Below are 25,117 nucleotides of genomic sequence, written 5' to 3'. Positions count from 1 at the left end.
AGTGCTAATTATCGTTCTAATCGAGAGATGCAGCTAACTGTCACATGGTTTAATTAGGTAAATTTCGACCAGTTTAAATCGAACTGGATTTCACCCTATAATCTCTGTAAAGCCTGAATTAGCAGCGTTTTTCAGTAATATTTAGCAGCAAAAATGTAGATATATAGCGATAAACTATTCGCTAATAGCCAACATTTAACGCAAAAATAATCAATTATGTACAGTCACGATCAGTTGTTAAAATGCTAAACCAACAAAGGCGCCGCGATTGCGTTTTGATAAAGCTTGCATAAAAGCCGCAAATTGTGCAGCGTCACCACCGCTAGGGCGGTAGAAACCTATGCCATGAATGCGAAACCGGGGATTACCACTAGTATCGCTATTTCTGCTGGTAATTTCACTGACGATGGCATCGAGATCACGATGGCGGTAATCATCACCAAAAACGTATAAACTGACTTTGCCACGAGTTTTACTGTATAAATCCAGTGCTCGTAAAATGCCCACTTCCGGCGCACTGCCGCCGCCAGTGAAGCTTCGCATTCTATCCATAGCGCGTTGGCGCATGGTGGTTGAATCACTAAGCCATTTCCCCTCTTGCCCAGCGTATAAAAAACTGCCATCCGCAGATATAATCTGAAAGCCTTTCATTTGCGGGTGATTCATTAAAATATCATTCACTACTGCGATTACCTGATTCCATTTGGCTCCCGATACCATTGATCCAGAGTTATCAATCACGAATACCACATAGTCAGCATCTGTTGGTATACCGCCCACTTCTGCAGTAGGCTTATCAGTTGATTTGGGGACATTGAGCATCGCCGTCGCCTGTCGGATCTCGTTGCGTAACGAGCTAGCCTTTTCCTGCAATTGTTGTAAGGTTTGCTGTGCTCTTGGTACAGAAGACTCCAAAGATTTTAGCTGTTCGGTGACGGATGCAGAGCGCGCCCGAGCCTTGGCCAGTTCCTGTTGTTTATCTGATAAAGCGCCTTTTAACAATTCGACATTCAGCTGCGCGGCCAAAACCTCATCTACTAAGATACTGAGATTATTCGGGCCAGCCAGGGTATTAGTTTCACCATTTTTAGCCAGTAACACCAGCAACACAACCGCGCCAAAAGCGCAGGAAATAATATCCAAAAATGATAGGTTGAATATTTCAACCGGGGCTCGTTTTATTCGGCGCATTATGGCCACTCCCCTGCAGGGGCTAAAAAAGTGCCGCCAGTAACCTGGGTCCAGCTCCAATACATCGCCGAAGCATAGGGATCCCCTTCCAACGGCAGTAAAATTACATTGACCCGTATTCCCTGACCGGCTCGTTTTACTGTTTCAATCAGCAACTCCTGCCGACACTGCGAAGAAATGGTTTTCCTAGTGGTTAATAAACCACGACAACGCACGCCCAAACCGTCGCCAAGCGTCGGTAGGCCATCGGTAATAATATACACGTCGGTAACATTGGGATGCACCTCACGCAGCTTTTGTATGCCGATTTGCAAATTCGTGCCCCCATTGGGCACCAGCTTGCCAATATCGCGGACGATAGCGTTCATAGAATCGGTAACCTGTGGTGAGCTGGCGGCTCGGATGCCGAGCATAACGGCATCTTCTGAATAAGCGACAACAGTTACCTTGGCATTTTGCGGGGCGCGAGCTAGCAACCATTGTGCGGTACGCCGGGTACGCTGCCATTTGCGCTGCGTGATTTTTTGATTATCAGGCAGCGCCAAAAACCGCAAAATTTCCAGTAAATTATCGCCCATCATAGAAGCAGATTTATCCAGTAAAATGCCGATCTCTCGTCCTTCTACTTTTAAACCGGTAATATAACTTTGTTGCCCGCTGCCACTTAATTGCACATTGGCATCGGGTACGGGTAAGCGAGCCAGCGCGGCTAACTGGTTTTCTAAATCTGCCACAACCGCCAGCTCAGTAGAGATTTGCTGCAACAACTTACTTTGGGTGCTGCTAGTATCAGCTTGTGAGCTACGAGAATCTTGTTGGGTGCTGGATTCTAGCGCGATTTTATCGTTTAGTTCATCGATAGACTTTTGCAATTGCTCACGCTGACGCGCTGCCGCGTTTAATTCCTGCTGTAACTTCTTGGTTTCGTCAGTCGGTTCTGGTAGATACGCATGAAAATCGACCAGAATAAAAATCAGGATAATAGCCCCTAAACCACAAGCCATGACATCCAAAAAGGACATATTAAAACCATCATCGGGGCGGCGTTTTAATCTCATAACCTGAGATCAGTTATGCAGATGCGCAAGCAAATGTTTTTCACAGGATTGCTGTGTATTCAGCACCATGGTGTCCTGACGACTATTTAGCAGATGCATAAAAAACATTAAGATCAACGAAATAAATAACGCCACCAACGTAGAGTTAAACGCTACACCTAAAGAGGCTGTCATACCGGCAATATCCCCAGCCAGTGCTTGATCAGCTTGCGCCAAAGCCTGGCCAATACCACGTACCGTACCCACAAAGCCAATGCTGGGGATGGCCCAAATAATATAGCGGATCATATTGTTACCGCTTTCCAGCTGTGCAGCGACACTGTCGACCGACGAAGCAATCGCATCTGCAGCATGCTGCACGTTACGAGTATTTTTAAAGCGCCGGATACAATTTATCCAGGTAGCCATAGCGGGGTTTTCTTTATATTTTGATGCTTCTAAATCTGACAGGGCAAGATCTACATCCAGTGGTAGACTTTTGTCATAGTCTTTCAGAAAATCACGGGTATATAGCGTTTCTTCATCCAGTAAACGCCATAGTTTATAGCCCATGAGAAATAAACAAAAAAACAGTAATGAGAAACAGATCTGTTGCTCCATATCTTTTAAGATAACCCAGATAGAGAACAAACTACTACTACCAGATGCCGCTAGCACTGTGCTGGCAGCCGGCCGGATAATACCTTCATAAAACAGGTGCACCAGCGTAAAGCTAGCAAGCAACACCAACAAACTGGTAATAAGGTTAGGGTTCATTGCCGCAGAATTTGGTTTACTCATTAGAGTGTTTCCCACACTTAAATATTAATAGGAAATTCTTGTGGCGCATCCAGCGACACAAAATAAGCCATTGCCGATCCGGCTAACATCATTAGTACGAGCGCTAACGCAATACGTTTTTTGTTCATTTGTTGCTCCTGCTTACTCTGTCTGATGTTAACGGGTTACGGCTACAACTTAGTTATAGCGTGCGATCCGAAAGCCAATATCCTCTTCCGGTTCACTGCCTTCAGCTCTGATACTGGCCCGTAATTCTTTCATACGTCCTGATTTAAACGATGCCCCTTTAACTACATGGCCCTGACCATTGCTAACGCCTAAGTAATCTCTCTGCACTTCTTCAGTATTAGGTGTATTCAATGCATAGTAGTCATGTACCCATTCGCGCACATTACCATCTAAATCGAAAAAGCCGGCTCGCTCCGCTTTAAAACTACCCACGGGCGCTTTACCCGCAAAGCCATCCTCGTAATCTCGGAAGATAAAGGTTTGTTGACCTTGTAAAACCTTGTCAGCAAAATTACCCTGCTTAGCACGCAATCGTTCTTCATTGCCCCAAACATAGGTAGTTCTGGCGGCTCGTCTATTATGTTTGGCAATAAATTCCCATTCCGCTTCAGTAAGTAAGCGATAGCCGTTGCTGTTAGCCTGGATCCCCCTAAGCCTCTCACCTTGCATAATATAAAAAGGTGTTAAACCTTCTTGTTCACTTAACCAATTGGTAAATTTAACGGCATCAAGCCAGGAGACTTGGGTTACCGGCAATGCAGAGCCTGCGCCTTTACCACTAAAGACTGCATACTGAGCTTCAGTAATTTCGTGTGCCGACACCCAAATATTGCGGCTAAAATCGACTTTAATTTGATGCTCGTTACGGCCCCGATCCGTTTCATTTGGTGGTGAGCCCATAGTATAGGCTTTCGGTTGAACGCCAATAAAGCTAATCCCTAGTGTTTCTGCAAACAGGGGCTTACCTTCACGTCGTCGCGCTGCAAACTCTGTTATCATTTCAGCCTGGACTATTTGTTGTTGGCGCGAACTGGGAGTCACAGTGCGACTAACAGTACGATAACCGCTTTTTCGAAACTCAACCTGCTGCGCCAGTGCAGGCAGTGACAAGGTTAACGGTGTTTGCCCCTGCCCCTGACCATTGATAAAGACCTCAGCAACCTCATTGGCATTAAAGCGCACCTGCCCTATTTCTGCCTTCAGTGAAAATTCAAGTGTGCGCTGCTCTTTGGCTTGCAAGGTAATACTTTGCGTTTGCGGTAAATAACCCGGCTTTTCATAACGCACGCTATAAGCTTTACCGGCATCTAAACTTAGCGGACTCTGTGCTGGTTTACCATTCACGAGTAAAATACCATCGGCAGGTGTCGCCGCAATCGTTAGTTTAGCCTGCACTGGTGATAAAAAGTAATCGCGTTGCTGTGCTGGCTGGTGATAAGAGAGGTTAATGCTATCTTTTATAGGCTCATAGCCAGCTAAGGTAAGCTCTACCTGATAGCTACCCCCGGGTTTAGGCATACTTAATGGCGTTTGGCCTACCAGTTGACCGTCGATGGTAATTGCTGCGCCAGTTGGGCGCGATGCCAACATCAGATTACCTTGTACCTGAGTTAAGGTTAGTGTTTGGGTGAATTCATCTGCTGCAACAAGTTCAACACTGATACTAGCCGGTTGATAGAACGGATGCTCAGCAGTGATCTGATAAGTACCCGGTTGAAACTGTTCTGCAAAGCTTTGGCTCTTACTCACCAATTGCCCATTCACTGACCAGCTGATATCGGCTAGCTGTGGCGCAGTTACCAAACTGACCGTCGCTGGCATCGGTTCCAGCGTAACACTCAGATTGCTATCCTGGGTCGCTAAAACTAATACCTCTTTGGCAGCAAATTTGCTGGCGCTAGCGCGGATCTTTGCTTGAGCGCCGAATAAATAGAACTTATCTTCAATAAAAAAGCCTACGCCTGAGCTTACCGCAAACTGTTGACTTTGGGCAGCTTCGGCTGGCAACACTTTAACGGTAAAACCCTTTAACAAAAATAACCAACTTAAGTAAACGGATAATATGCCAGTAAAAAACACAACTGCAACCAACACTACCCACTTACGTTTACGCTTATCTGAGGCAATAGCATCATCAATACGACTCACAATTTACTCCTGTTAGATGCGAACTTTGCATTTTAGCGCAACTTCTATGGGCGTTGGGCTGGGATGAACCGCAACGGTGATGATCTCGGTACGGTACCCTTCACAGGCACCTTCAAACTGATAACTACCTGGTGCTAATTGTATGGTTTTGTCTTTTATTTCGCCGACGTTACCAACCCCTAGCACCCGAATATAAGTGCGCTCATCGCTTTGTATTCTAACCGCTACAGGCTGCTGCTTAACGAGCAATAGCTGCTTTAACTGAAGTATCTGTGCCGTTAATTTAGAGCTCAGTGTACCAAGCGGTTCAGCACGGGCTATCGCAGCATTGGCAGCTTTTTGAATATTGGCATCAGTTAACCGTTCGGGCTGTTGAACATAACTGTTAAGTTGCTGACTCGCAGCCATAATACGCTCGGCTTGCTGCAAGCTTTGCTGCAAATCGGGATTATCGGGTGCCGTATTTAGCGCCTTGTTTGCAAGCAGTTGCACTGTAGGCCATTCATCGGCAGCACTAAATACCATAATTTGTTGCAACGCCTCAGTCACCGCATTAGTTTGTTCGACTCGGTCAAGTTGCTGTTGCACACTGCTTAGCTCTGGCCTACTACTGTCAATAGCGCGTGCCCGGGCTAAAGCTTGGCGAGCTTGTGAGAAATCATTACGCTCCAGCGCGGCAACCGCTTCGGCCAATACCTGAGCAAAAGCCTGTTGCTGTTGGCCTTTATTAATAAAAGCCAAGCGCGATGTCGCTGCCTGATCGGCCCCATCTAACTGTTGAATTTTCTCCAGCAGAGCTTTTTGCTTACTTGGGTTATTTTCCAACTCGGCAACCCGTACTTGCTCCCATAACGCCAGCACCTCTGCTGCCACCACTAAGCGCTGCTGTAATTGCAATGCCGGCGTAAACTCGGGGTTTATACTAAGGGTTTTACTATTGTGCAGTGTGGCTTGCTGCAAATCGGCCTGAGTGAAGGCCGCCATAGCAGCCGCGTGGGCCTGCCGGTAAGCATCGGTATAGGCTGTTTGGTAGGCCTGTGCTTGCTGTTGTAAATCAGGCAATAAGGTAGCCGCCTCAGCATAGCGCTGTTGACCGTATAGCTGATACGCTTGCTGCACACCCTCTTGTAACTGACGCAAAGTAGCAGTTTGCCAACGGCTAAGCAGTGGATCTGCCGCTAACAAATCGACTTGTGCATTGGTCTGAGACAGCATGAGTTGCAGCGCGGTTCTCGATTCAGCATCAAATTCAGCACCGACACTCACAGATCGCTGAAGCGCCGGAACAGTTGCCGTTGACCCCACAGAAATGCCGTCGGTTCGCAGCGGTGAAGCAGTTAAATTTTTTACGACCAACCACACCAAAGCTACCAATAACAAAGCCGTCACAATATAAAAACTCAACTTAATATAGCGCGACTTTTTGGCAAGTTTATCGTTGCTGATTTGTTCATCTAACGAGGTCAATAGTGGCTCCTTCCACAGTTTAAGCTTTACAGCTGCCTATCAGGTGTGGCTTCTACCTGGTAAATCTCTAATAAACGTTGCCTTAACTGAGTATATTGTTCACTCGCGGTTCCTTTTAATTCAATGGTCTGATCATTAAGCTCCACCACTTGTGGTGTTACTTTAATATCTAAGTTTTGTCCCATTTCACTTAAAACATCACGCTGCGCACTAACCTGTTGATTCGTTTCAATCGCCTTTGATAAGCTGTATACCGCCGCCGCACCAGCCGCAATAGCCCCTAATTCGCCAGCAGCCGAGCCAGAATTTTTCGCCAACATAATACCTAGCACAGCACCACCCGCTGCGACCAATTGCTGTGCTGCCCGTTCTGCTTTTTTCTTGCGAATATCGGCTGCTATTGGCAGAGTTTCACGCTGATACTTAAGATAGGCCTCATCCGTTTCGGCATAAAAAGCTTCATAACTATCTTGTAATTGATCAACGAACAACTCGTCTTTGTTTTGCAATAAGCTTACGCGCTGGAGCATGGGATCTTGTGGTGAAGGCGCGCCTGTTAACTGAAACACCGTTTGGCGCGAGGTAAAGCTTTTTCGTTTACTCACCAGATAAGGTGAAAAAGCCTCTGGACTATACATAGCGGCATACCGCAAATCAGACACTTGCTTAATGGCTTTTTTCTCAGTGTCTGGCTTTTTAATTAATAAGTCGTACACATAAGCAGCAATATCATTAAAGATTGGGGCATAGGGATTTTGATCTTTTCGCAGCGCATCACGATAAAAGGCTTCTCCAACCCGATGCTCAAAGCTTTTTTCTCCCCAAATATTATTGGTAGCATCCATCACCCGCACACTGATTTTTACGGTTTCGGTGTCAGAGTAATTAATTTTGCCCAGCACATAAACATCTGCCGAGGCTGAAGCATCTGGCGTAACATTAATTGCACCAAAAGACTTAGTTACGGCCAATGCTTTTTTGGTATCAATAGCAAAACGGTTAGCCTCTAATCGCCTAACCTGAGGCCAAATGTCCTCATCTGCCACTTTTTTGTCATCAATATTGCCACGAGAATCTAAAGGAATACCCGGATCAAACACCGGGATAGCCACATCTAAAAAAATGGCAGAATTGTAGTTAAATTGCCGTTGAGCAGTGCCTAACTCTGGTGTTTTGGAAGGTCCGGCAATAGAGGGGCCAACTGAATTGACGTTAGTCTGTGTTGTTTGACAACCACTTAAAAGTAGTGCAAGTAGTGTAACCGAGGCAACTAACCAACGCTTCGCTGCTGGTATAGCGGCGATTATCGCAGTGAAAATGTGCATCCTAGTCTCCGTAATCATATTTCCATAATCATATTTTTATATTGGGTTATTATTAACCCTGGCACCCATACTGGGTCATTAGCGCCTGAAAATGCTTTTTTTCGTTGTCAGTGGTTGCAGATGCAACCCCCTGCTTAACAGTTTCACATACCGCTGAACTACCCGACTGCCCTTGGTCTTTTTTAGTAACCGCCGACGGTGAACTTGCCGATTCTTGCTCGCCTTTTGCTTGCTGATTAGCCGTGCTTTCAGACTGCGTTTCACCTGCTGCTTGATTACTTGTCGAAGCGGCAGCACCGGTATTTCCCCCCCCGGTACCCACCTCGCTGATACGACCGGCTCCCGAATTAATGGCTTCGGCCATGCATTTTTCACTCTTGTTCAAGTTGTCGGCAAAATCCAAATCCATTTTCTGCACTAACTCCGCTTTAGTCAGCGCACTACTGTCGATATCTTTAAAATCAATCAACGCACAATCGCCATAAGCAGTGCTATTTTTTATTGATGTCGTTTTGCCAGGAGCATCAGTAATAGGTTGTTGAGCGCAAGCAGGCAATGTTAACGAAAAAACTGCAAAGCTAAAAACCCACAGCGACACTCGAATTATCGAGTTGTTTAGCATATAAAACCTCCTGGCTGTCCCCGTTTTTTTAAAACTCATACATTGAGCAACTCAAAAATACCAGCAAAAACAACATATAACCTTATCATCAGTTAATCTTAGAGATATTTTTAACTTTTAGCCAGCCCCCAAAAAGCACCGTTATCAAAGCCAAAAGCACAACAGAGCCCTAAAAATCGTATCTAAATCATCATTTTCTATCTTTCAGTCAGATTTTTTATATTAGATTAGCCTTACTGAAAAGCGTACGAATATTCAAACAACGAAGCTGGTTATGTTTTGAACAACCCACTCATACGCTCAGTTTTATTTAAAACCATTTGTTTTATTTCAGACTGCGTTGCAAATAACATAAACGCTTTTTTTGCGCGGGTAATTGCTGTATAGAGAATCTCACGTGTTAAGAGGCTGCGTTGATTATCAGTAGGTTCAGGGACAACTAACATACAGCGTTCATATTCAGACCCTTGCGATTTATGAACTGTCATCGCGAAAACTAATTCGTGATCAGGTAAGTTACGGGTATTAATAAAACGATAATTCTGAGACCCACTTTTTTCAGGCTCAGTTGCTGGAAAACAAACTTTTTTACCTTCTTTATCTAAACATATTCCTATATCGCCGTTGTAAAGTTTTAACGCATGATCATTAGCGGTGATGATAATTGGCTTACCCACGTACCATGTATCTACCGGGCCTAACGACAAAGCTTCTTCTATTGCTAAGTTAATGCCTTCAACACCAAGCTTTCCTTTACGAAACGGCGAAAAAACTTGCCACTTTTCAAATGCAGTGAAAACGTCAGCAACACTGTGATGACACGTCTCATTGAACGAACTAACTACTGATTTATAATTTTGATAGCCTGCAATTGACTGTGCTAGTGCTTCATCAATAAAGCCGATGGAAACATCACCAAAAGCATCGTCATGTAATATATCTAAAACCTCCGCGACTTTACCCTCATTGGTTGCCTCGGCAAGTTTTCCTATGCCGCTATCAATTGGAAATCGGTAGCTTTCAGTTAGCTTTATACATGCTTGGCCTAACCAAGCTTGTTCGGTTAAAGCAGCCGACGCAGCAATCTGTGCTAGCACATTGCCAGCCTCAACGGACGCGAGTTGATAAGGATCACCTAATAATATCAATCTTGTGGTTGGTCGAATTGCTGCTAATAGCTCCTTCATCAGTATCACATCTAACATGGATGCTTCATCAACGATAACAATATCAACATTTGCTTTTTGGCCGCGTTTAAATCGGCTTTTTCTAGTTGTAGGGTGAATACCAAGAAACTTTTGAACGGTTTGAGATTTCTCAGGGATGGCGTCGACTACATCTTTATTAAAACCACATAAATCTTGCAGCCATTCCTTTTTCTGCTTAACGATAGACTCTTTGACTCTTGCGGCCGCTTTTCCTGTAGGTGCTAAAATTTCGATATTTAATTTGCTTTGCCCCTGCAGATAATACTTCTCGATTAATAACGCCAGCACCCGCACTACTATCGTTGTTTTACCTGTACCAGGCCCACCAGTAATAACAGATAAATTTTGCCGCAGTGTATTGAGGATAACCCTCTTTCCTGCATCATTGATGTTTTTCAAAATAGAGATTTTTTTTAATATAAAAGCTTCATCGCTTACCGATTTTTGCTCAACAAATGCCTTGAGACTAACTTCAATATCGCGCTCAGCTTTAAAGTACTTATGTAGATATAAACGATCGTCTTGCAGTAAAATAACCGCTTTGTCACGATGAGATGATGCAGTACGTGAAAGCCATAATAACTGCTCAGCCAATCGTTCAAAAACCGCCTTTACTTCTTCGCTTAAATAGATGCAACTACTTCCCATAGCCGCGCTACTGCTTAAGGCAACTAAACTTGATTTCAATACCATTCTATCTGACAAGTCAATCACTGTATCATCGATGTGACCCAGTAAAAGCTCAGCTAATCGCTCATGTGCTTGCAATAAATCACTCATATGCGCCCCGCCATGTCAGCATAGTTTTTGGGTAAAAAATAATTTGCGAGCTGGTCAATCACTCTTTCTTCAGGTAAGTGAAAAAACACCCCTTTGCCCTCATGGTCTGGATGCATACCACGCATGTAGAGATAAAATACACCTCCAAAATGATCTTCATAGTTATAATCAGGGATACGTTCAGATAAATGTAAATGTAAGGCTAAGCAATATATTAAATACTGCAAAGTATAAGCTTTTTGGTCGTTATTTTGTGCAAGTGCTGCTGCGGTATAAGCGTCAAAATCATCACCTAAGTGATTACTCTTATAATCTGCTAAATAATATTTTCCGCCATGACAAAAAACTAAATCAATTGATCCCGTTAACATGCCATAGATAGAAGGTCCTTTTAATTCTGCTAAGTGATAACCCAAATCGCCCAGCTTGTTATGTAAACCACTTTTGGAAAAAGAAGGGCTAAGTGCAAAGGTAAAGCTTAACTCTGAGCGCCATTCCTTTAAATGCGCCAGTGCTACATTATTGCTTCCCATGTCTAAAAATGGGGTCAATATCACCTCACGCATCCATTGCGTATATTTAGGTAACTCACTCTCAAGCATTTCGTTTTTTAAAATAACCCCGTTAGCTTTGAGTTCATGAAGCATCAGTTGTGTTAAATTACCTAAAGTTTCCTCTGAAATAGCACCACACCATTTAGTGAAGTCGGTGTACTCCAAAACATTATGCAGGGCGTTACCTATATTCGCTCCTCTAGCCAAAAGATGACGATCTTGAGCGGAGTTGTTCGTATCTTCTGCTGTAGGCTGCAATTCATCGTCATCTTTCAACACAACACTGTAGCCACGAGAAAGCATAGAAAATGAACTCGTACCCATACGCTGATCAATTTGATCTGAAAATAGCTTACCAACCTTTTCGTAATCTAATGATTCATCTAAAGCACAGTCTTTCACCACATTTACTACTGGACAGTCTTTAAGGCTAACGCATCCCGCATTCGCTTGGCTTAATGCTGTTACAAAATTCGAATGCGCACAACTGACTGAATCAGCGTCCGAGGCAGTTGGAAAATACCAAGCTAAAGGTGATTTGTTATAAGCACTACTGGGGGTGTTTTTGGTAGGCTCTTGTGCATCTATAAAAAATAGTACTAAATGGCGAGATGCTCTTGTTAACGCTACATAAAAAAGGCGCAGTTTCTCATCTAACAACTCCTGTTTTTGCGCTGATTTTATTTCTTCGCAAAAACCGAATAAGGCCTTACCTTGGGTGTCGTGCGCGCTGTATAAACTATCTCGTACTTGCACTGAATCTCGCCATGCAAAAGGTACAATAACAACCGGATATTCCAAGCCTTTAGATGCATGGATCGTAATGATTTTTACTCTGTCCTCGTCACTTTCCAAGCGTATTAAACTTTCATCTGAAGTGTCTTCTGCGGCAATCGCCTGTTCAAAACGACCCAACAACTTTAATCCACCACCAAATAAAACATAATCCTCTTGTAAAAGCTCTAACAACTGAGTGACATTAGTTGCCTTTCTATCGTTTTCTAATTTCATAAGACTTTGCGTAGCTCCTATCAAATTAAACCAACGTGTTAAAGCTACCAAAGGGCCTAAGCTCAAAAACAATTCATTTAACTCTTGGAATTTAGCTATCCACTGCTGCAGAACAACCTCGTTATTAATCACCTCATAAACTTTGCAATAACCTAACCCATTAACTTCAGCAAGTAAGGCTGCTTCAAAGTAACGAGCATTTTTTGGGTCTAATATAGCCCGCAAAATCAACCAAATATCATAAGCCTCCGGTGCTTGATAAATAGACTCTTTTGATTGCGTTAACGAGGCTATACCGAGATTTAATAACGCCGTTTTTAACAACTTCGCTTCGCTATGACTATTAACTAACAAGGCAATATCACTAGGCTTTAAAGCCCGTATCTTAGTTACGTCACTATCTTCACTGTAAAGACACTGTGCCTTATCAGCAAGGCTTAGCAGCTTATGGATATAACTTGCTGCATTCTCAGCGGTTATCCGTTGCCTTGCGGCTGAATTCAGGGAGCAGTCGGCATTATCGGCAATATACTCTCCCGCTATAGCTTCAAGCGGCTTTAACTTACCTTCATGTCCAACCATCAATAATGGCTTGTCATCTCTAGCCTTTACATCTGTATACTTAATCTGCGCTTGATTAAATACACCCTGCGTAAATCTTTTATGCCCTTCACGCAGTGGCTGTTCAAAAATCGCTTTCATCCCAGCCACAAGCGTATCAGCAGAACGATTGTTAGTATCTAAATTATAGGTCTTATCCGCATCCTTTTTGGCTCGAAGATAAGTGTAAATATCCCCACCTCGAAAGGCATAAATAGCTTGTTTAGGATCGCCAACCATTAATAAGCCATTATCTTTACCAGAATAAATGTTATTGAATAAACGGTATTGGAAAGGGTCCGTATCTTGAAATTCATCAATAATTGCTAAAGGCAACTTTTTGCGTATAAGTTCGGAGACTCGCGGGTCTTTACTCACCTCAGCGGCAAGCTGAATAAGTCGATCAGAATAAATATTACCGGTATTAGCCTCAGTCTTTTTTAATCGAGATAACACTGATTGAGTGCTTTTATAAAAGAATTGATAATCCACTAAAGGGATACTTCTTTTTTTTGTAGCATTGAAATTATCGCACAGTTTAAAAAAAGCATTGTTAACTACTTCAACCTTCAACTCCCCCAATAATGCTGCATCTGCTCTAGCTCTTACCACTTCTTGGCTGCCTAATTTACTTGCCGCAAAAAATTTAAGCGTAGTGGGAGCGATTTGTGTGTGCTCAACATCAACAGCATATAAATCATTCAATGCCTGCGAAACTTTAGCGTCATTATTATAAGGTGCGTTATATACGACAGAATATTTATTAAAAAACTGAACAAGCTCTGCACGCTCAGGGCGAGTATCAAAGAAACTTTGTTTTAAAAGTGAATCTTGGGGGGCAGTCAAGCTCGCCACTTGGCTTGATAGAATTTTTTTATAAACCTTTTTATGTTTAGCTGAATTGTCTATCAGTGATTGATAATAGCTATCACCCTGAGCAACATTTTCACGCCATACATCCATAATCGACTCGTTGATGATTTCATCATCCGTAGATAAGGTAATCGCTATCGGTAGCCCGGAATCGATCGCAATACTTTTGCAAAGGTCTGCACAAAAACTATGTATCGTAGAAATGTTGGCAAAACTAATATGGCTTAGTGCTGTTTTCAGCAAATCTCTACAATAATCTTTATTATCTTGATGCAAGTCGAGAGCCGCCCCTAAAACATTCCCAAGCGCGGCATCGTTGCTTTTCTCGTCCAAGTAAGCAATTGCTTCTTTAATACGCAGTCGAATTCGCTCTATCAACTCTTCTGTCGCGGCATTTGTAAAAGTCACGACTAGAATTTCTTCAACTGCTAAGGGCTTGTTGTTAGGGGTACCAACGCCTAATAAAGCTCTTAAATATAACAGTGCCACGGTGAAGGTTTTCCCCGTACCGGCACTAGCCTCTAATAAATTTTTTCCTTGCAGAGAAACAGCTAAATACACAGGTTTAGCATTACTCATACTGCTTCTCCTTGTACCACTTCAATCCACTGAGGCTTAGAACCAATTTCATCAGCAGTTTTTCCTGGCTTTAAGTATTGAAAATGCTTAACAAACTTCTCACCTCTTGCAACCGCCGATACATCATGACTAAGCAGCAGCATCGCTTTCGATAAGCGCATATTTGAAAATGGTCCAGCGCTATCTTCTAGCATTTGCTCAAAGTCATCACGATATGTGTTGCCAGCATGCATTTTAGTAGCTGAAACGATATCCAAAGCAATAGGAGCATTCATTACTGACTTATATAAACGCAACCATGTTTCCAAACTATTTTTACCTGATGCGGTATCAGCTTCTAAGCGATACACCTTATCTTGGCAGGCAAGAAAGCTACTGTTGTAATTAACCTGATTTTCGACTTTTAATGCTTCAGCTATGCGTGCGTCAACAATGGCACGCATCAGGTATTTTTCAGATACCTGTTTGCCATTTTTATGAGCTAGGTGGATAACATCAGCAGCACTTGCATCACAGAATAAATTGATATCACCAACTAAATTAAGAGGTATTCCATCAACATTCAAAGTTAAATTTACTGATTGAACAGTAGGCTTTTTTTGCCCTTTAACTTTCATCACATTATCTAATACGGCTTTTGCGATATCGACCCAACTTTGCAAAGATTCTTGGGCAAAATAATCATTTTCCATCAAACCTGAAGCGAGATAAGGCAAGCTTATATCCGCTATCATCTCTGCATTAATATCACCCTGCTCTACACCTCTTTGCAGCAATTCATCAATGAATTTCCAGCGCGTTAATGGGTTAGTAGCCATTGGTTCTTCATCACCAGCATCATCATCTAGTTCAGGTAAATCTACATTAAAGCGTGTTTTAAAAAACGCTTTCGCAGGGTCTTCTAAAAACGCTTTTAACATTTGAACTGTTATCTGCTCAGGCATTTCCCAAAGCGGTAAAGTGAGTTTATTAGCAATATCTGGATCTTGATCCGCTAACAATGACTCCTGAGACTCAAAGTTTTGATAAGTATATAGTCGGCCATTTTTTTCAAAATATGCTTTGCTATAAGACTTCATAGGATGTTGTATAACAATGGCTTTTTGTTTTTTTACATTAGGTTGAATTAAATCTAATAATTCCTGTAAAACTACACTCGGAATTCGTTTCGCATTACTGCGCATATCCTGACCGACATATGAGCAGTAAAAACGTGAACTACAATTCAACAAAGCCATCAAGAATGTATCTTTATCTTGCTCGATTTGATTCCTATCGCCTAATCGTGGCTGCCTAATCGCTAGATTAATACTATCTGCTGCAGGTTTGCGCGGGAAGTCTGCCTCGTTAAGGCCTAGAATAGCAATCACTTTGGCAGGAATACCTTTTAAGGCACCAAAAGAACCAATATTGGTTTTCCCAAAACGGTATGAAAAGGCGGAAGTAGCAGAATCTTCGATGGCTAGCCGTAACTGAGAACTCACGTAAGCATAGTTATAGTCCAGTTCAGTATCAATAAAGCCATTTTCAAATTCTGTTAATAAATGATACCAAGCGTTTAAACTATCTAACTCTTTATGAGGTACATCTATAAAAGTGTTAGTTAAACCTCTAATATATTCAGCCCACTGGGAAGCAGAATAAGACTTTACTTCTCCATTGCTATCAGTGCACACATCGCGCCACTGCACTAATGCATCCATAAACATAATCAACTTGCTTAAAATCGATGATTGTAAGGCTGATATGCCTTCAATCCCATACAGCAGATCATCGTCAAGTCTCAAGGCAGTGCCATCTAGCGACAAACCCAACACCATTCTGTCGACTGCTGTTTGTAGCGTATATCTATCAAATTCAGGCAATTTTAATTGCTTTAACGTTGTTTTATCTAAGCCCCAATAAGCATTTGATTGGGTAAACCAAGCATGTATTTGCTCAACATCTTCAGTACTTAAACCAAAACGTTTCTTAACCACTGACTGATTTAACAGATCAACTACGCTGCTTAATTCATAACGGCTGCGAGGCAGATCGATCAAACTCATTAATACAGAAGCAACATCGCTGGTTGCAGCATTAACGCCACACACTTGAAAAGGAATAGCTTTGTCTGTCGATTGGTTTTCAAACACTGCATGCACATAGGAGGCATAAGCATTAATATCTGGACACATCACAATCACATCGTCGGGCTTTAACGATTTGTCCTGACTAAATTGTTCTAGTAAATAATCATACAAACCTTCCACTTCTCTAAAACGTGAAAAATGTGCATTAATGCATATACTATTATCCTCACTTTCATAAACTTCAGCTTCAAGTTTGCGTGGAAGGTAACGGTTATTTATCAACTCTGCTTTAATGTGGCTTAAAAGATCATCGGGTTGAGTATCTACAGTTTCTTGCTTACATGATTCGTGACGGCTTTTAATCCCTAACTCAGAAAACAACAACGCTTGCTGACGTGACGAGCCCCCCCAAGAGGCTAACAAGACTTGCCCTACAAAATATGCTTTTTGTTCTAAAACTAGCTGTTGATTCGCCTTTGCATCATGTTCAGTACCAAATAATTCTGCTGAAGCTGGCTGCCAAAAATAAGTAACAGGTAACCGCTGGCTCATCAATTTTAATTGGGTCAAGGTTGATACATCCAATTGGTTCACACCAAAAATCGCCAATTGCCTTAAACCCTGCAAAGCATTCGAACTTTCTGCCTCTAGTATTGCCTTGAATGATTCAGTTAATTGTGCACGATGTAACAATGTGTTTTGTGGTAACTCCGCACAAATCAAACGCCACAGTTCAGCCTGCCACAATTCAGCTGGTTCACTTAATACTGTTTTTTTCTGCTCCCAAGCATCTAGCCAATCAGGGCGATAAGTTTGGTAAAGTTCAAAAGTATCCGCTAATGAAAGACACAGTTGCGCCATTGACTGCGCTTGATCTTGCTTACTCAACCAAACTTTCAGTACCATCAAGGCATGAGAGCTAACTACCTCTTTTTCATTCAATTTAGACAAAAGCTGAAACAAAACTGCCGACAACTGCCTCTTATTTAACAATCCGGCCTGCTCAACAGCGCCCCGTCGAAATGTATTGTTGAGCAATTTATGCAAGGATTCAAAACGAATAGCAGAACAAATACCGATACGCTTAACGATCTCTGCTGTAAGCCAGTTCTCTATGGATTTGTTTGGTACCGCGATAATGTATTCACCAAAAGCACCTAACTGGCCATAGTGCTCTTTATAATCCTTCAACAAAGCATCCAGTAGGTACTTGATATTTGTGTTTGCGATAATATCCAAAGTTTAATCCTTTATAATATCTTTGTTATTAAGAACTGCATGTATTGGCAGACTGAAACAAAATAATTCCCTATTGAAATCCTACACTTTTAAGCAATTGATGCAAAGTATCTAAACTGGAATATAAAAACTATGCTTGCTGATTTCCTCGCATTTGTAATACCCCAAACGATGCATAAAACCCAATTTTCGCTGTTATTAAGTGAGGTAACGGCTATGACCAAACCATCATTTATAGGAAAGTTGGCCATCCTAAAAAGCATAAAGTCCATGCTAATTTAAACTGATTAGTCACATTTTGTGTAACTATATTTTTGAAAAAGTAACTTATTCCATAAAAATTCACGACACAACTTTTTAAAATCAGAAAAAATCCTGAGTTTTTGTATCGAAATTTTTCGACACTTTTTAGATAATTTCAGGTGTTCTAACTGCTAAAAATACACACTGTATTCCCGCAATAAACCACCAAACTCAATTTTTACTTATTACGCTAAAGCGTATATTGACAATATATACGCTGTAGCGTATACATTGATAAAAAGTATAGCGAATAAAGTGGAGTGTGTATGATGCAGATCACTCGTCCAGAACAACTTAGCACACTGATAAAAATATATCGCAAAAAGCACGGTGTTACACAAGCAGAGATCGCGCAGCTAGTCGGTCTTCGGGTGGCGACAATCTCTGATTTTGAGAACAAGCCTGAATCCTGCAAGTTAGCCACATTTTTCAAAATCCTTGCCGCGTTGCAGCTACAGCTGGATATCTTCCCCCGCGGAGATAAATCCACCGACCCAGAGCAAAGTACATGGCAAGAGGGCTGGTAAATGGATACTCTTGATATTTACATGAATGGAATTAGGGTGGGTGAATATCAGCGCGATAAACGGGGTGCAAATGCCTTCACTTACGATACTGCTTGGCTGAACTCGCCTGGACGCAGAAGCTTATCACTTTCCTTAACGCTTCGACCTTAACGGTATACAGGACCTGAAGTCTATAACTTTTTTGACAACTTACTGCCCGACTCTCGCGAAATTCGCGAGCGGATGGTGGCACGCTTTAAAGCAAACTCAACAGAGCCCTTTGATATCCTTAGCCAAGTCGGAAGGGATTGTGTCGGTGCAATACAGTTGGTTCCTTCAGGTGCAGATGCGCCTGTCATAAAACGCATTGAGGCGAGTGCGCTAACGGATACTGAACTAGCAAAGATATTAAATGGCTATCAGTCAAAAAAACCTTTAGGCATGCTGGACGATATACAAGACTTACGTATTTCACTGGCGGGTGCGCAGGAAAAAACGGCGCTATTATTCCATCAAGGCCATTGGTGCTTACCACATAACGCGACACCCACGACGCACATTATTAAGCTGCCAATAGGCGAGATACGCTCACATGATCGCGTGATTGATATGACGCACAGTGTTGAAAATGAATATCTGTGCCTTAACATCGCCAAGTCCTACGGCTTTGAAACTGCAAACTGTCAGATGATAATGCCCAACGGCATTAAGGCGTTGGTGGTTGAACGCTTTGATCGCAAGATGGCGGCTGATAACAACTGGATCATGCGGCTACCACAAGAGGATTTCTGTCAGGTTAGCGGCACTTCCCCAGCTAGAAAATATGAAGTCGACGGTGGCCCTAGCATTTCAACCATAATGAAAGAGCTACTTGGTGCAGCAAACCCCAAACATGATAAAGAAACTTTCATGCGTAGCAAGGTTTTATTCTGGCTGCTGGGTGCAACCGATGGTCATGCAAAAAACTTCTCCATTTTTCTTGAACAGCAAGATCAATATCGACTAACACCGCTATACGATATCTTGTCTGCATTTCCTGTAATCTCTAAAAAAGGTTTACATGAAAAAGACTTGCGCTTGGCTATGTCATTAAAAGCCTCTAAAGGAAGAAAAACAGAATGCCGTTTGATCGGCCCTACGCCTTTTAATGACGACTTACTAAATTTCTAAGCTGCCTATCCGGCAGTGAACTGGCTGCGGCAAGTGTAGCGTTGCTTGATTCCTTTCTAAGCTGCCTATCCGGCAGTGAACGTACCATTGGCCAGGGGATGCTATCAGGCATGTTTCTAAGCTGCCTATCCGGCAGTGAACGCCGCTAAGATTTCACTGTCATACATGAGCATTTTCTAAGCTGCCTATCCGGCAGTGAACTTGAATCAGCAAAATTAGCTGCTTCATTCATGTTTCTAAGCTGCCTATCCGGCAGTGAACAATTCTGCTCCTGTGAATTCGCGGGTGCCGTATTTCTAAGCTGCCTATCCGGCAGTGAATGAATACGGTCATCTAAGTTTGATGCCCATAATTTTCTAAGCTGCCTATCCGGCAGTGAACTGATTTTAGGTGATATTAGCTATCATTTGAACTTTCTAAGCTGCCTATCCGGCAGTGAACACCCTGCATCTCCGGCTTTAGCCATCATGTATTTTCTAAGCTGCCTATCCGGCAGTGAACAGTTGTACTCTGATCTTGTTCGATGCCTAACTTTTCTAAGCTGCCTATCCGGCAGTGAACTGATAATCGCCTGCTCGTCCTTAGCCATGCGCTTTCTAAGCTGCCTATCCGGCAGTGAACAGCACTTGTTTAAGATCATCAGCATCAGGGCATTTCTAAGCTGCCTATCCGGCAGTGAACAGACCGTTCAATATTATTCTACATTGAACTCGTTTCTAAGCTGCCTATCCGGCAGTGAACCGTTCCAACCGCTCGGACATGAGTAGCTACTTTTTCTAAGCTGCCTATCCGGCAGTGAACGTAAATATAGCCTCTAACCTTTTTAGTTTGAATTTCTAAGCTGCCTATCCGGCAGTGAACATCACCAATTTATCATCAGAGCCTGCGTATCTTTTCTAAGCTGCCTATCCGGCAGTGAACTTGAATCAGCAAAATTAGCTGCTTCATTCATGTTTCTAAGCTGCCTATCCGGCAGTGAACTTGGCAGTACGTCTACGTGGGTCGGTTGGTCATTTCTAAGCTGCCTATCCGGCAGTGAACGTTGAGTATCGTCATCACACCTTTTGATTGAGTTTCTAAGCTGCCTATCCGGCAGTGAACTCATCGATACATTCAACCGAGCCTTTTTTGCTTTTCTAAGCTGCCTATCCGGCAGTGAACCCTATGCGCTTTCTGATACCATGGGAGAGCTATTTCTAAGCTGCCTATCCGGCAGTGAACATGATTTAGTTTTAGCTGAACGCTATCTGTACTTTCTAAGCTGCCTATCCGGCAGTGAACAGCATTTGCAATTCGTTGGCGATAATCTCGGTTTTCTAAGCTGCCTATCCGGCAGTGAACACTTGAATTACCGTGTTGCTGGATGTATTGCGTTTCTAAGCTGCCTATCCGGCAGTGAACAAGTACCGTCACCATTTGGCACCATCAATGCTTTTCTAAGCTGCCTATCCGGCAGTGAACGGTGAGCATATCAAGCGTGAGCCGAGCGAACATTTCTAAGCTGCCTATCCGGCAGTGAACAATTAAAATAAACGAAAAAATAATGCTTTTCCAATAACATAAGTGTAAAAACTAATTATGACCCTTTTTTTTAGCCGCAGTCCTAATAATTAATAATCAATAGGTTACGATACGCCGCAAAAATAAGGTCAAAACCATGGTACAGTTATCTTTTCATCTCGGCGGCTTAAACCATACGAATTGAAGCTCCCAATTGTAGGCTTGTCCACAAGGGGTCCTCGCTCGACAAAAATCTTCATATATTGCTTGCTGGATTTGCTAGAAGTTTGAAAAAAAGGGTGCTTTAGTATCACTTCATGTGATTCAGTAAACTTTGCTTGCGCTTCTTCTTGTGACATTAAATGACGCTTGACGATGCGATTCCGTTTGTTTTCAGCACTTTTAGTTTGCACTCGATTGAAATAGCAGTACTGAGAGTTTGCAGGCGTGTTCAACACTTTGGTGGTTCTACAATAACTATCCAAACCAAACATCCAGTTTTTTTCCATCAATTTTTCAAGTGCGTCAGCGCTACCATGCAAGCGTAATTTGGTACCTAAGGTTTTGCCGTACTCTGGAAAACTAACCCCTACTTGTCCATGTGTCACTTGGCCAAGCACAGAGTGCAATTTTGAGCAAAGCGTACCCATGATAATGTTGGTACTAATTTCAGGTTCTGGCTTGACTGTAATTTCAATATAACTGTCCATTGTTACTCCGGTTTATCACCCTTACTTTTCCCAAAAACACCACCGCGGATGAGTATGGCAACAACATAATGCTGCTGATTAATGTCAGGCACTTTATTGTTTAAAATCCAACCATCGAATAGAGTGAAGAAGTCATTTATGTTTGACAAGCGGTGCGCAACTCCATGCGTGGTTACTGAGCCATATACCTCAACGCAAATAGGTTTCGGATTGTGCTCGTTAGTGTACCAAGTGTCTATTGTGCGAATGGCGTTCCCTATTTTTTGAGAAGTCACAGCTGCGACACCATTTTTTTGGTGGAGAAATTTAGTTTTATCCCCTTTTTTCTTTTTCGGCCCAGAGCTGTCGTTTACGAACTCTTGGGAAGGGTACACGGTTTGACCTTCACCTATTTCAACATATGCAACGACCTTTAGCAGTGTGAAATCGTCAGCTAACAGACCACCCCTTATAACGTCGGCTAGCGACTCTAAATCGCTTGTAGGCTTTTCGAATGAGTCTAAACTATATTCGTGTCCATCAAATACCCATGTTTTGTCTTTGTGCGTTACATTAATTTCTATACCGCCCGCATTTAAACGATTTCGCCATAGAAATCGGCCATTGGCTATATTGGTAGCGTACCGAATGGCTAATTCCTTCATGTTAGTCCGGGTGACATAATCAGATATTGTAGACTGCATTACCTTAAGGTAATCACTTTTGTTACATGCTGTTGGCTCATGAACGTCATTAAAAAAGCGCACGGTAAAAGACATTTTCAATGTGTTATGGTGGGATTCAAGTGATGCTGCATCAATAGTCTGGATGTTTGCTTTTTGAATTTCTGCGTCAACTTTTAAGGGGTTATTGGCAATATTTTCTTTTAACCGATTTGAAATTGTGCCCCTAATGGTTTTTTGAGTAATCATGATAGGTGCAAATTTTCCAGCGTCGTGTCTATCTTCCCAGCGGCCACCCTCAAACAGAGCTTCTGACGGTGAAATACGGCCGCTAAATGACAGTACTTCTGGGAGTGTTAATTTCTTGGGTTTTACCATGTTCGTATATCCTTATTTTAAAAGAAGGTTATTTCTGTTTCGGCTAACATTGCCTCTTGCTCAGTAATAAGCTGAGGGGGATTGCTGTTTTCTGAGGTTTTGCATATATAAAGCGGTGGTTTGTATTCATAACGCCAGATAATGTCATCAAGTTGTAATACCCGAAGCGGGCTTATCCACTGACCAACACCGTAAACTGACTCTACAAAACAAAAGGGACTGTTAGGATCTCGTGTATCATTTACGACTCCTGCTTTATACAGCTCGCTGATAGCGCAGTATCCTGTCATTAATGGAACCAAATAGCCTTGTTCCGGCTTGGGTATTAGTTCCCATTCAACTTTGTGGTTATCATCATCGCCCTGCATCTCTGGAGGAGGTGTAGCGCGATACTTTAAGCTGGCAAAGTCTAACCAAGCATCAAAACGTGAGGCTTTTTCGTTTTGTGCAAGCAACGATTTAAAATGGCGCTCAAGTAGTAGTGAACGGTCGATAAGGGCAAAGCCGGGCAGAACTTTACGTAATACTTGCTTACTGAGCTTATGCTTGTCATCACCGCCATAAACCCCAACGTCTGCAATATTCATAATTTGTCCACCCGCTAAACGCTGGCGCACAGCATGTTTAGATATAAGACCAGTTAATGTTAAGTATTCTTTTCTGGTTACTACACGCGAGACTTCCAAAATTAACGATATCGTCATGCTCATGCGGCCTTCTTCATTTTCCGCCGGTGAAGCCGCTTTATTGTTCAACGGTTTACGTGCCTGCGAAAACACATAATGGCCAACGTTTTTAATTCTATGAACTTGGATTTGATGTTCATGGCAAACAATGCCGCACCCTGTAAGCTCCAAACCGATTTCTTTTTTTAGTACGCGAGACAGGGCGTGTGTGTATCCCAAAAAATGTGTTATTGCTGGGAAGCCATAAGTTAGGCCAGCAATACAATTAGCATTTTGCACTTCGATACGATCCAGCAGAATATAGCCGTTCATACGACGTCCTCTTTAACGTTGTCATACACTTCAGTTACTTCAGTACCAAGTTCGTAATCTCGTAGCCTAGACGCAAAAATCTTCTCCCAATATGCGTGCTGCGGTTTACCAAATACAATGCCTTTACCTTTGAAAGCATAATTCATTCGATTATTAAGCCAGTCAGCAAAATGTTCGCATACTTGTTTCTGCCATGACATATTTGAGCGAGCACGCTGAAATTCTAAATCGTTGCAAAGTGGGTCGAGCCATAATTTCTCAGCGTTAGGTAAAGAGCAGCCTGCTTGGCTCCATCCTGCCTCTTTCTTTAGCCCTTGGATCTTAGCGGCATAATTTAAGAGTTCATCAATAATGCCGTTCACCAGCGCAACAAGGTTTTTACGCATCTCAATCGTGCTGTCACGTTTTTGTATAAGTTCAATGTAGTTCTGAAGATCCTTTAACAACGGCCATACAGCACTGGTAAATTCTGTAACTTCAAATATCGATTTTGCATAGATGGGTGGTTTTAATGAAGATGCCCAGCTCGGCGGCGCACTGTTTAGTAGAAAGCCTTTACCTAGCCGTTTAGCATTCAAAAAAGAAATGTTTTGTTTATTATTGCCACCAAATATTTGTACCGCTGTATTGGGTATTACAACCACATCCTTTTCGTGATATCGGTTTGCCTTTTTCGCATCACGCACAGCTTTTTCTTCTGAACCAAATTGAATGGCCACAACACGTTCGTATAGAGCTTGACTCAATGAAGATGAGTACATAGGACTAATTAAATGGTATTGACCATCAGTTACAGGGAAATACACTTGTTTTGCGTATCTATGCGATTTAGGTTCCGCAAAGGTAAGAACCTGCATTAAATCATTTACCCATGCATCGAGTTGGGTTTTGTCTTTTGCAAAAGGCTCTAAAGCACTGTAATCACCATTTTTGATTGCATCTAATAAACTTTGTCCGTTATGGTTCAGCGTTAAAAGTTGAGCAGCATTACTAGCAGCAGCATTCCCAGAAAATTCAGAATATGTATTAGTAAGGCATGAGGTCGTTAAGTATGGGGTACAATTAGTGTCTTTGATCGCAAAGATACCACTGGCACCGTTTTTACTATGAGAAAACTTTGCAGGGTGCGTTACATGAGTAAGCTGCTTTGCTCGTTTCGAGGTGAGATCGAGGAAATCAGATATACAATATTGCTTCTCGATTATCGAGCAAAGATCTTCGTGACGAGCCGTTAATTCTTCTCGTTCAGTATCACTTTTTGCTTTTTTAATTTCTTTATTTAGAGCTTTTTTCGCCTTTTCAATTTTGTCTGCTTTTATGGCATTAATAAACTCACTAATTTTGTTGCTTAAACTATTTCCGCTCATTAAAAAT

At 42.4% G+C, this 25,117-nt stretch carries 15 protein-coding genes, 1 pseudogene and 1 CRISPR repeat array; of the genes and pseudogenes, 2 read left to right on the top strand and 14 right to left on the bottom strand.

Features of this window, described 5'->3' with window-relative positions; translation table 11 throughout:
• Positions 1 to 237: 237 nt before the first annotated feature.
• From L1N97_RS14865 to L1N97_RS14820, 10 genes are all read right to left on the bottom strand, one after another.
• On the bottom strand, positions 238 to 1,191 hold the full coding sequence (locus L1N97_RS14865; protein WP_236130349.1) for a hypothetical protein: 954 nt from the start codon (positions 1,189 to 1,191) through the stop codon (positions 238 to 240).
• Entirely contained in the window at positions 1,191 to 2,249 is a 1,059-nt protein-coding gene (locus L1N97_RS14860) for a VWA domain-containing protein (protein WP_236130348.1), read from the bottom strand. The genes L1N97_RS14865 and L1N97_RS14860 overlap by 1 nt, the downstream gene beginning before the upstream one ends.
• Positions 2,250 to 2,258: 9 nt before the next feature.
• Positions 2,259 to 3,029 carry a MotA/TolQ/ExbB proton channel family protein gene (locus L1N97_RS14855; RefSeq protein WP_236130347.1) on the bottom strand — a complete coding sequence of 257 codons (771 nt, stop codon included), beginning with the start codon at positions 3,027 to 3,029 and terminating at the stop codon, positions 2,259 to 2,261.
• Positions 3,030 to 3,206: 177 nt separating this feature from the next.
• A complete protein-coding gene (locus L1N97_RS14850; protein WP_236130346.1) occupies positions 3,207 to 5,186 on the bottom strand; it encodes a PEGA domain-containing protein in 1,980 nt (659 codons plus the stop codon).
• A 12-nt stretch (positions 5,187 to 5,198) separates the two neighbouring features.
• Positions 5,199 to 6,653: a hypothetical protein gene (locus L1N97_RS14845; RefSeq protein ID WP_236130345.1), complete on the bottom strand. Its 1,455-nt coding sequence runs from the start codon at positions 6,651 to 6,653 to the stop codon at positions 5,199 to 5,201.
• Between the two features lie 26 nt (positions 6,654 to 6,679).
• Positions 6,680 to 7,978 carry a hypothetical protein gene (locus L1N97_RS14840; protein WP_236130344.1) on the bottom strand — a complete coding sequence of 433 codons (1,299 nt, stop codon included), beginning with the start codon at positions 7,976 to 7,978 and terminating at the stop codon, positions 6,680 to 6,682.
• Positions 7,979 to 8,030: 52 nt separating this feature from the next.
• Entirely contained in the window at positions 8,031 to 8,639 is a 609-nt protein-coding gene (locus L1N97_RS14835; RefSeq protein ID WP_236130343.1) for a hypothetical protein, read from the bottom strand.
• 233 nt (positions 8,640 to 8,872) lie between these two features.
• Complete coding sequence (recD, locus tag L1N97_RS14830) at positions 8,873 to 10,588, bottom strand: exodeoxyribonuclease V subunit alpha (RefSeq protein ID WP_236130342.1); 1,716 nt, start codon at positions 10,586 to 10,588, stop codon at positions 8,873 to 8,875.
• Positions 10,585 to 14,205: an exodeoxyribonuclease V subunit beta gene (recB, locus tag L1N97_RS14825; RefSeq protein ID WP_236130341.1), complete on the bottom strand. Its 3,621-nt coding sequence runs from the start codon at positions 14,203 to 14,205 to the stop codon at positions 10,585 to 10,587. Before recB ends, recD begins: the two co-directional genes overlap by 4 nt.
• On the bottom strand, positions 14,202 to 17,516 hold the full coding sequence (locus L1N97_RS14820) for an exodeoxyribonuclease V subunit gamma (RefSeq protein WP_236130340.1): 3,315 nt from the start codon (positions 17,514 to 17,516) through the stop codon (positions 14,202 to 14,204). Before L1N97_RS14820 ends, recB begins: the two co-directional genes overlap by 4 nt.
• Positions 17,517 to 18,085: 569 nt before the next feature.
• Between L1N97_RS14820 and L1N97_RS14815 the strand changes: the two genes are divergently transcribed.
• Together L1N97_RS14815 and L1N97_RS17115 are read left to right on the top strand one after the other, a co-directional pair.
• Complete coding sequence (locus L1N97_RS14815; RefSeq protein WP_236130339.1) at positions 18,086 to 18,346, top strand: helix-turn-helix domain-containing protein; 261 nt, start codon at positions 18,086 to 18,088, stop codon at positions 18,344 to 18,346.
• Positions 18,347 to 19,429: pseudogene (locus L1N97_RS17115) on the top strand (type II toxin-antitoxin system HipA family toxin); the annotation flags it as partial.
• A gap of 59 nt (positions 19,430 to 19,488) precedes the next feature.
• A CRISPR array of direct repeats spans positions 19,489 to 21,016; the repeat unit is 28 nt; unit sequence TTTCTAAGCTGCCTATCCGGCAGTGAAC.
• 128 nt (positions 21,017 to 21,144) lie between these two features.
• On the opposite strand, the gene cas6f reads toward L1N97_RS17115, so the two are convergent.
• The 4 genes from cas6f to csy1 are packed head-to-tail and all read right to left on the bottom strand — an operon-like array spanning position 21,145 to position 25,110.
• Complete coding sequence (gene cas6f / locus L1N97_RS14810; RefSeq protein ID WP_236130338.1) at positions 21,145 to 21,705, bottom strand: type I-F CRISPR-associated endoribonuclease Cas6/Csy4; 561 nt, start codon at positions 21,703 to 21,705, stop codon at positions 21,145 to 21,147.
• A gap of 2 nt (positions 21,706 to 21,707) precedes the next feature.
• Positions 21,708 to 22,745: a type I-F CRISPR-associated protein Csy3 gene (gene csy3 / locus L1N97_RS14805; RefSeq protein WP_236130337.1), complete on the bottom strand. Its 1,038-nt coding sequence runs from the start codon at positions 22,743 to 22,745 to the stop codon at positions 21,708 to 21,710.
• A 17-nt stretch (positions 22,746 to 22,762) separates the two neighbouring features.
• On the bottom strand, positions 22,763 to 23,743 hold the full coding sequence (gene csy2 / locus L1N97_RS14800) for a type I-F CRISPR-associated protein Csy2 (protein WP_236130336.1): 981 nt from the start codon (positions 23,741 to 23,743) through the stop codon (positions 22,763 to 22,765).
• A complete protein-coding gene (gene csy1 / locus L1N97_RS14795; protein WP_236130335.1) occupies positions 23,740 to 25,110 on the bottom strand; it encodes a type I-F CRISPR-associated protein Csy1 in 1,371 nt (456 codons plus the stop codon). The genes csy2 and csy1 overlap by 4 nt, the downstream gene beginning before the upstream one ends.
• Between the last annotated feature and the right edge of the window lie 7 nt (positions 25,111 to 25,117).

Source organism: Rheinheimera sp. UJ63 (genome assembly GCF_021568285.1).
Taxonomy (GTDB): domain Bacteria; phylum Pseudomonadota; class Gammaproteobacteria; order Enterobacterales; family Alteromonadaceae; genus Alishewanella; species Alishewanella maricola.
Note: the sequence above shows the minus strand (reverse complement) of the source record. Positions and strands in the feature narration are given on the sequence as shown.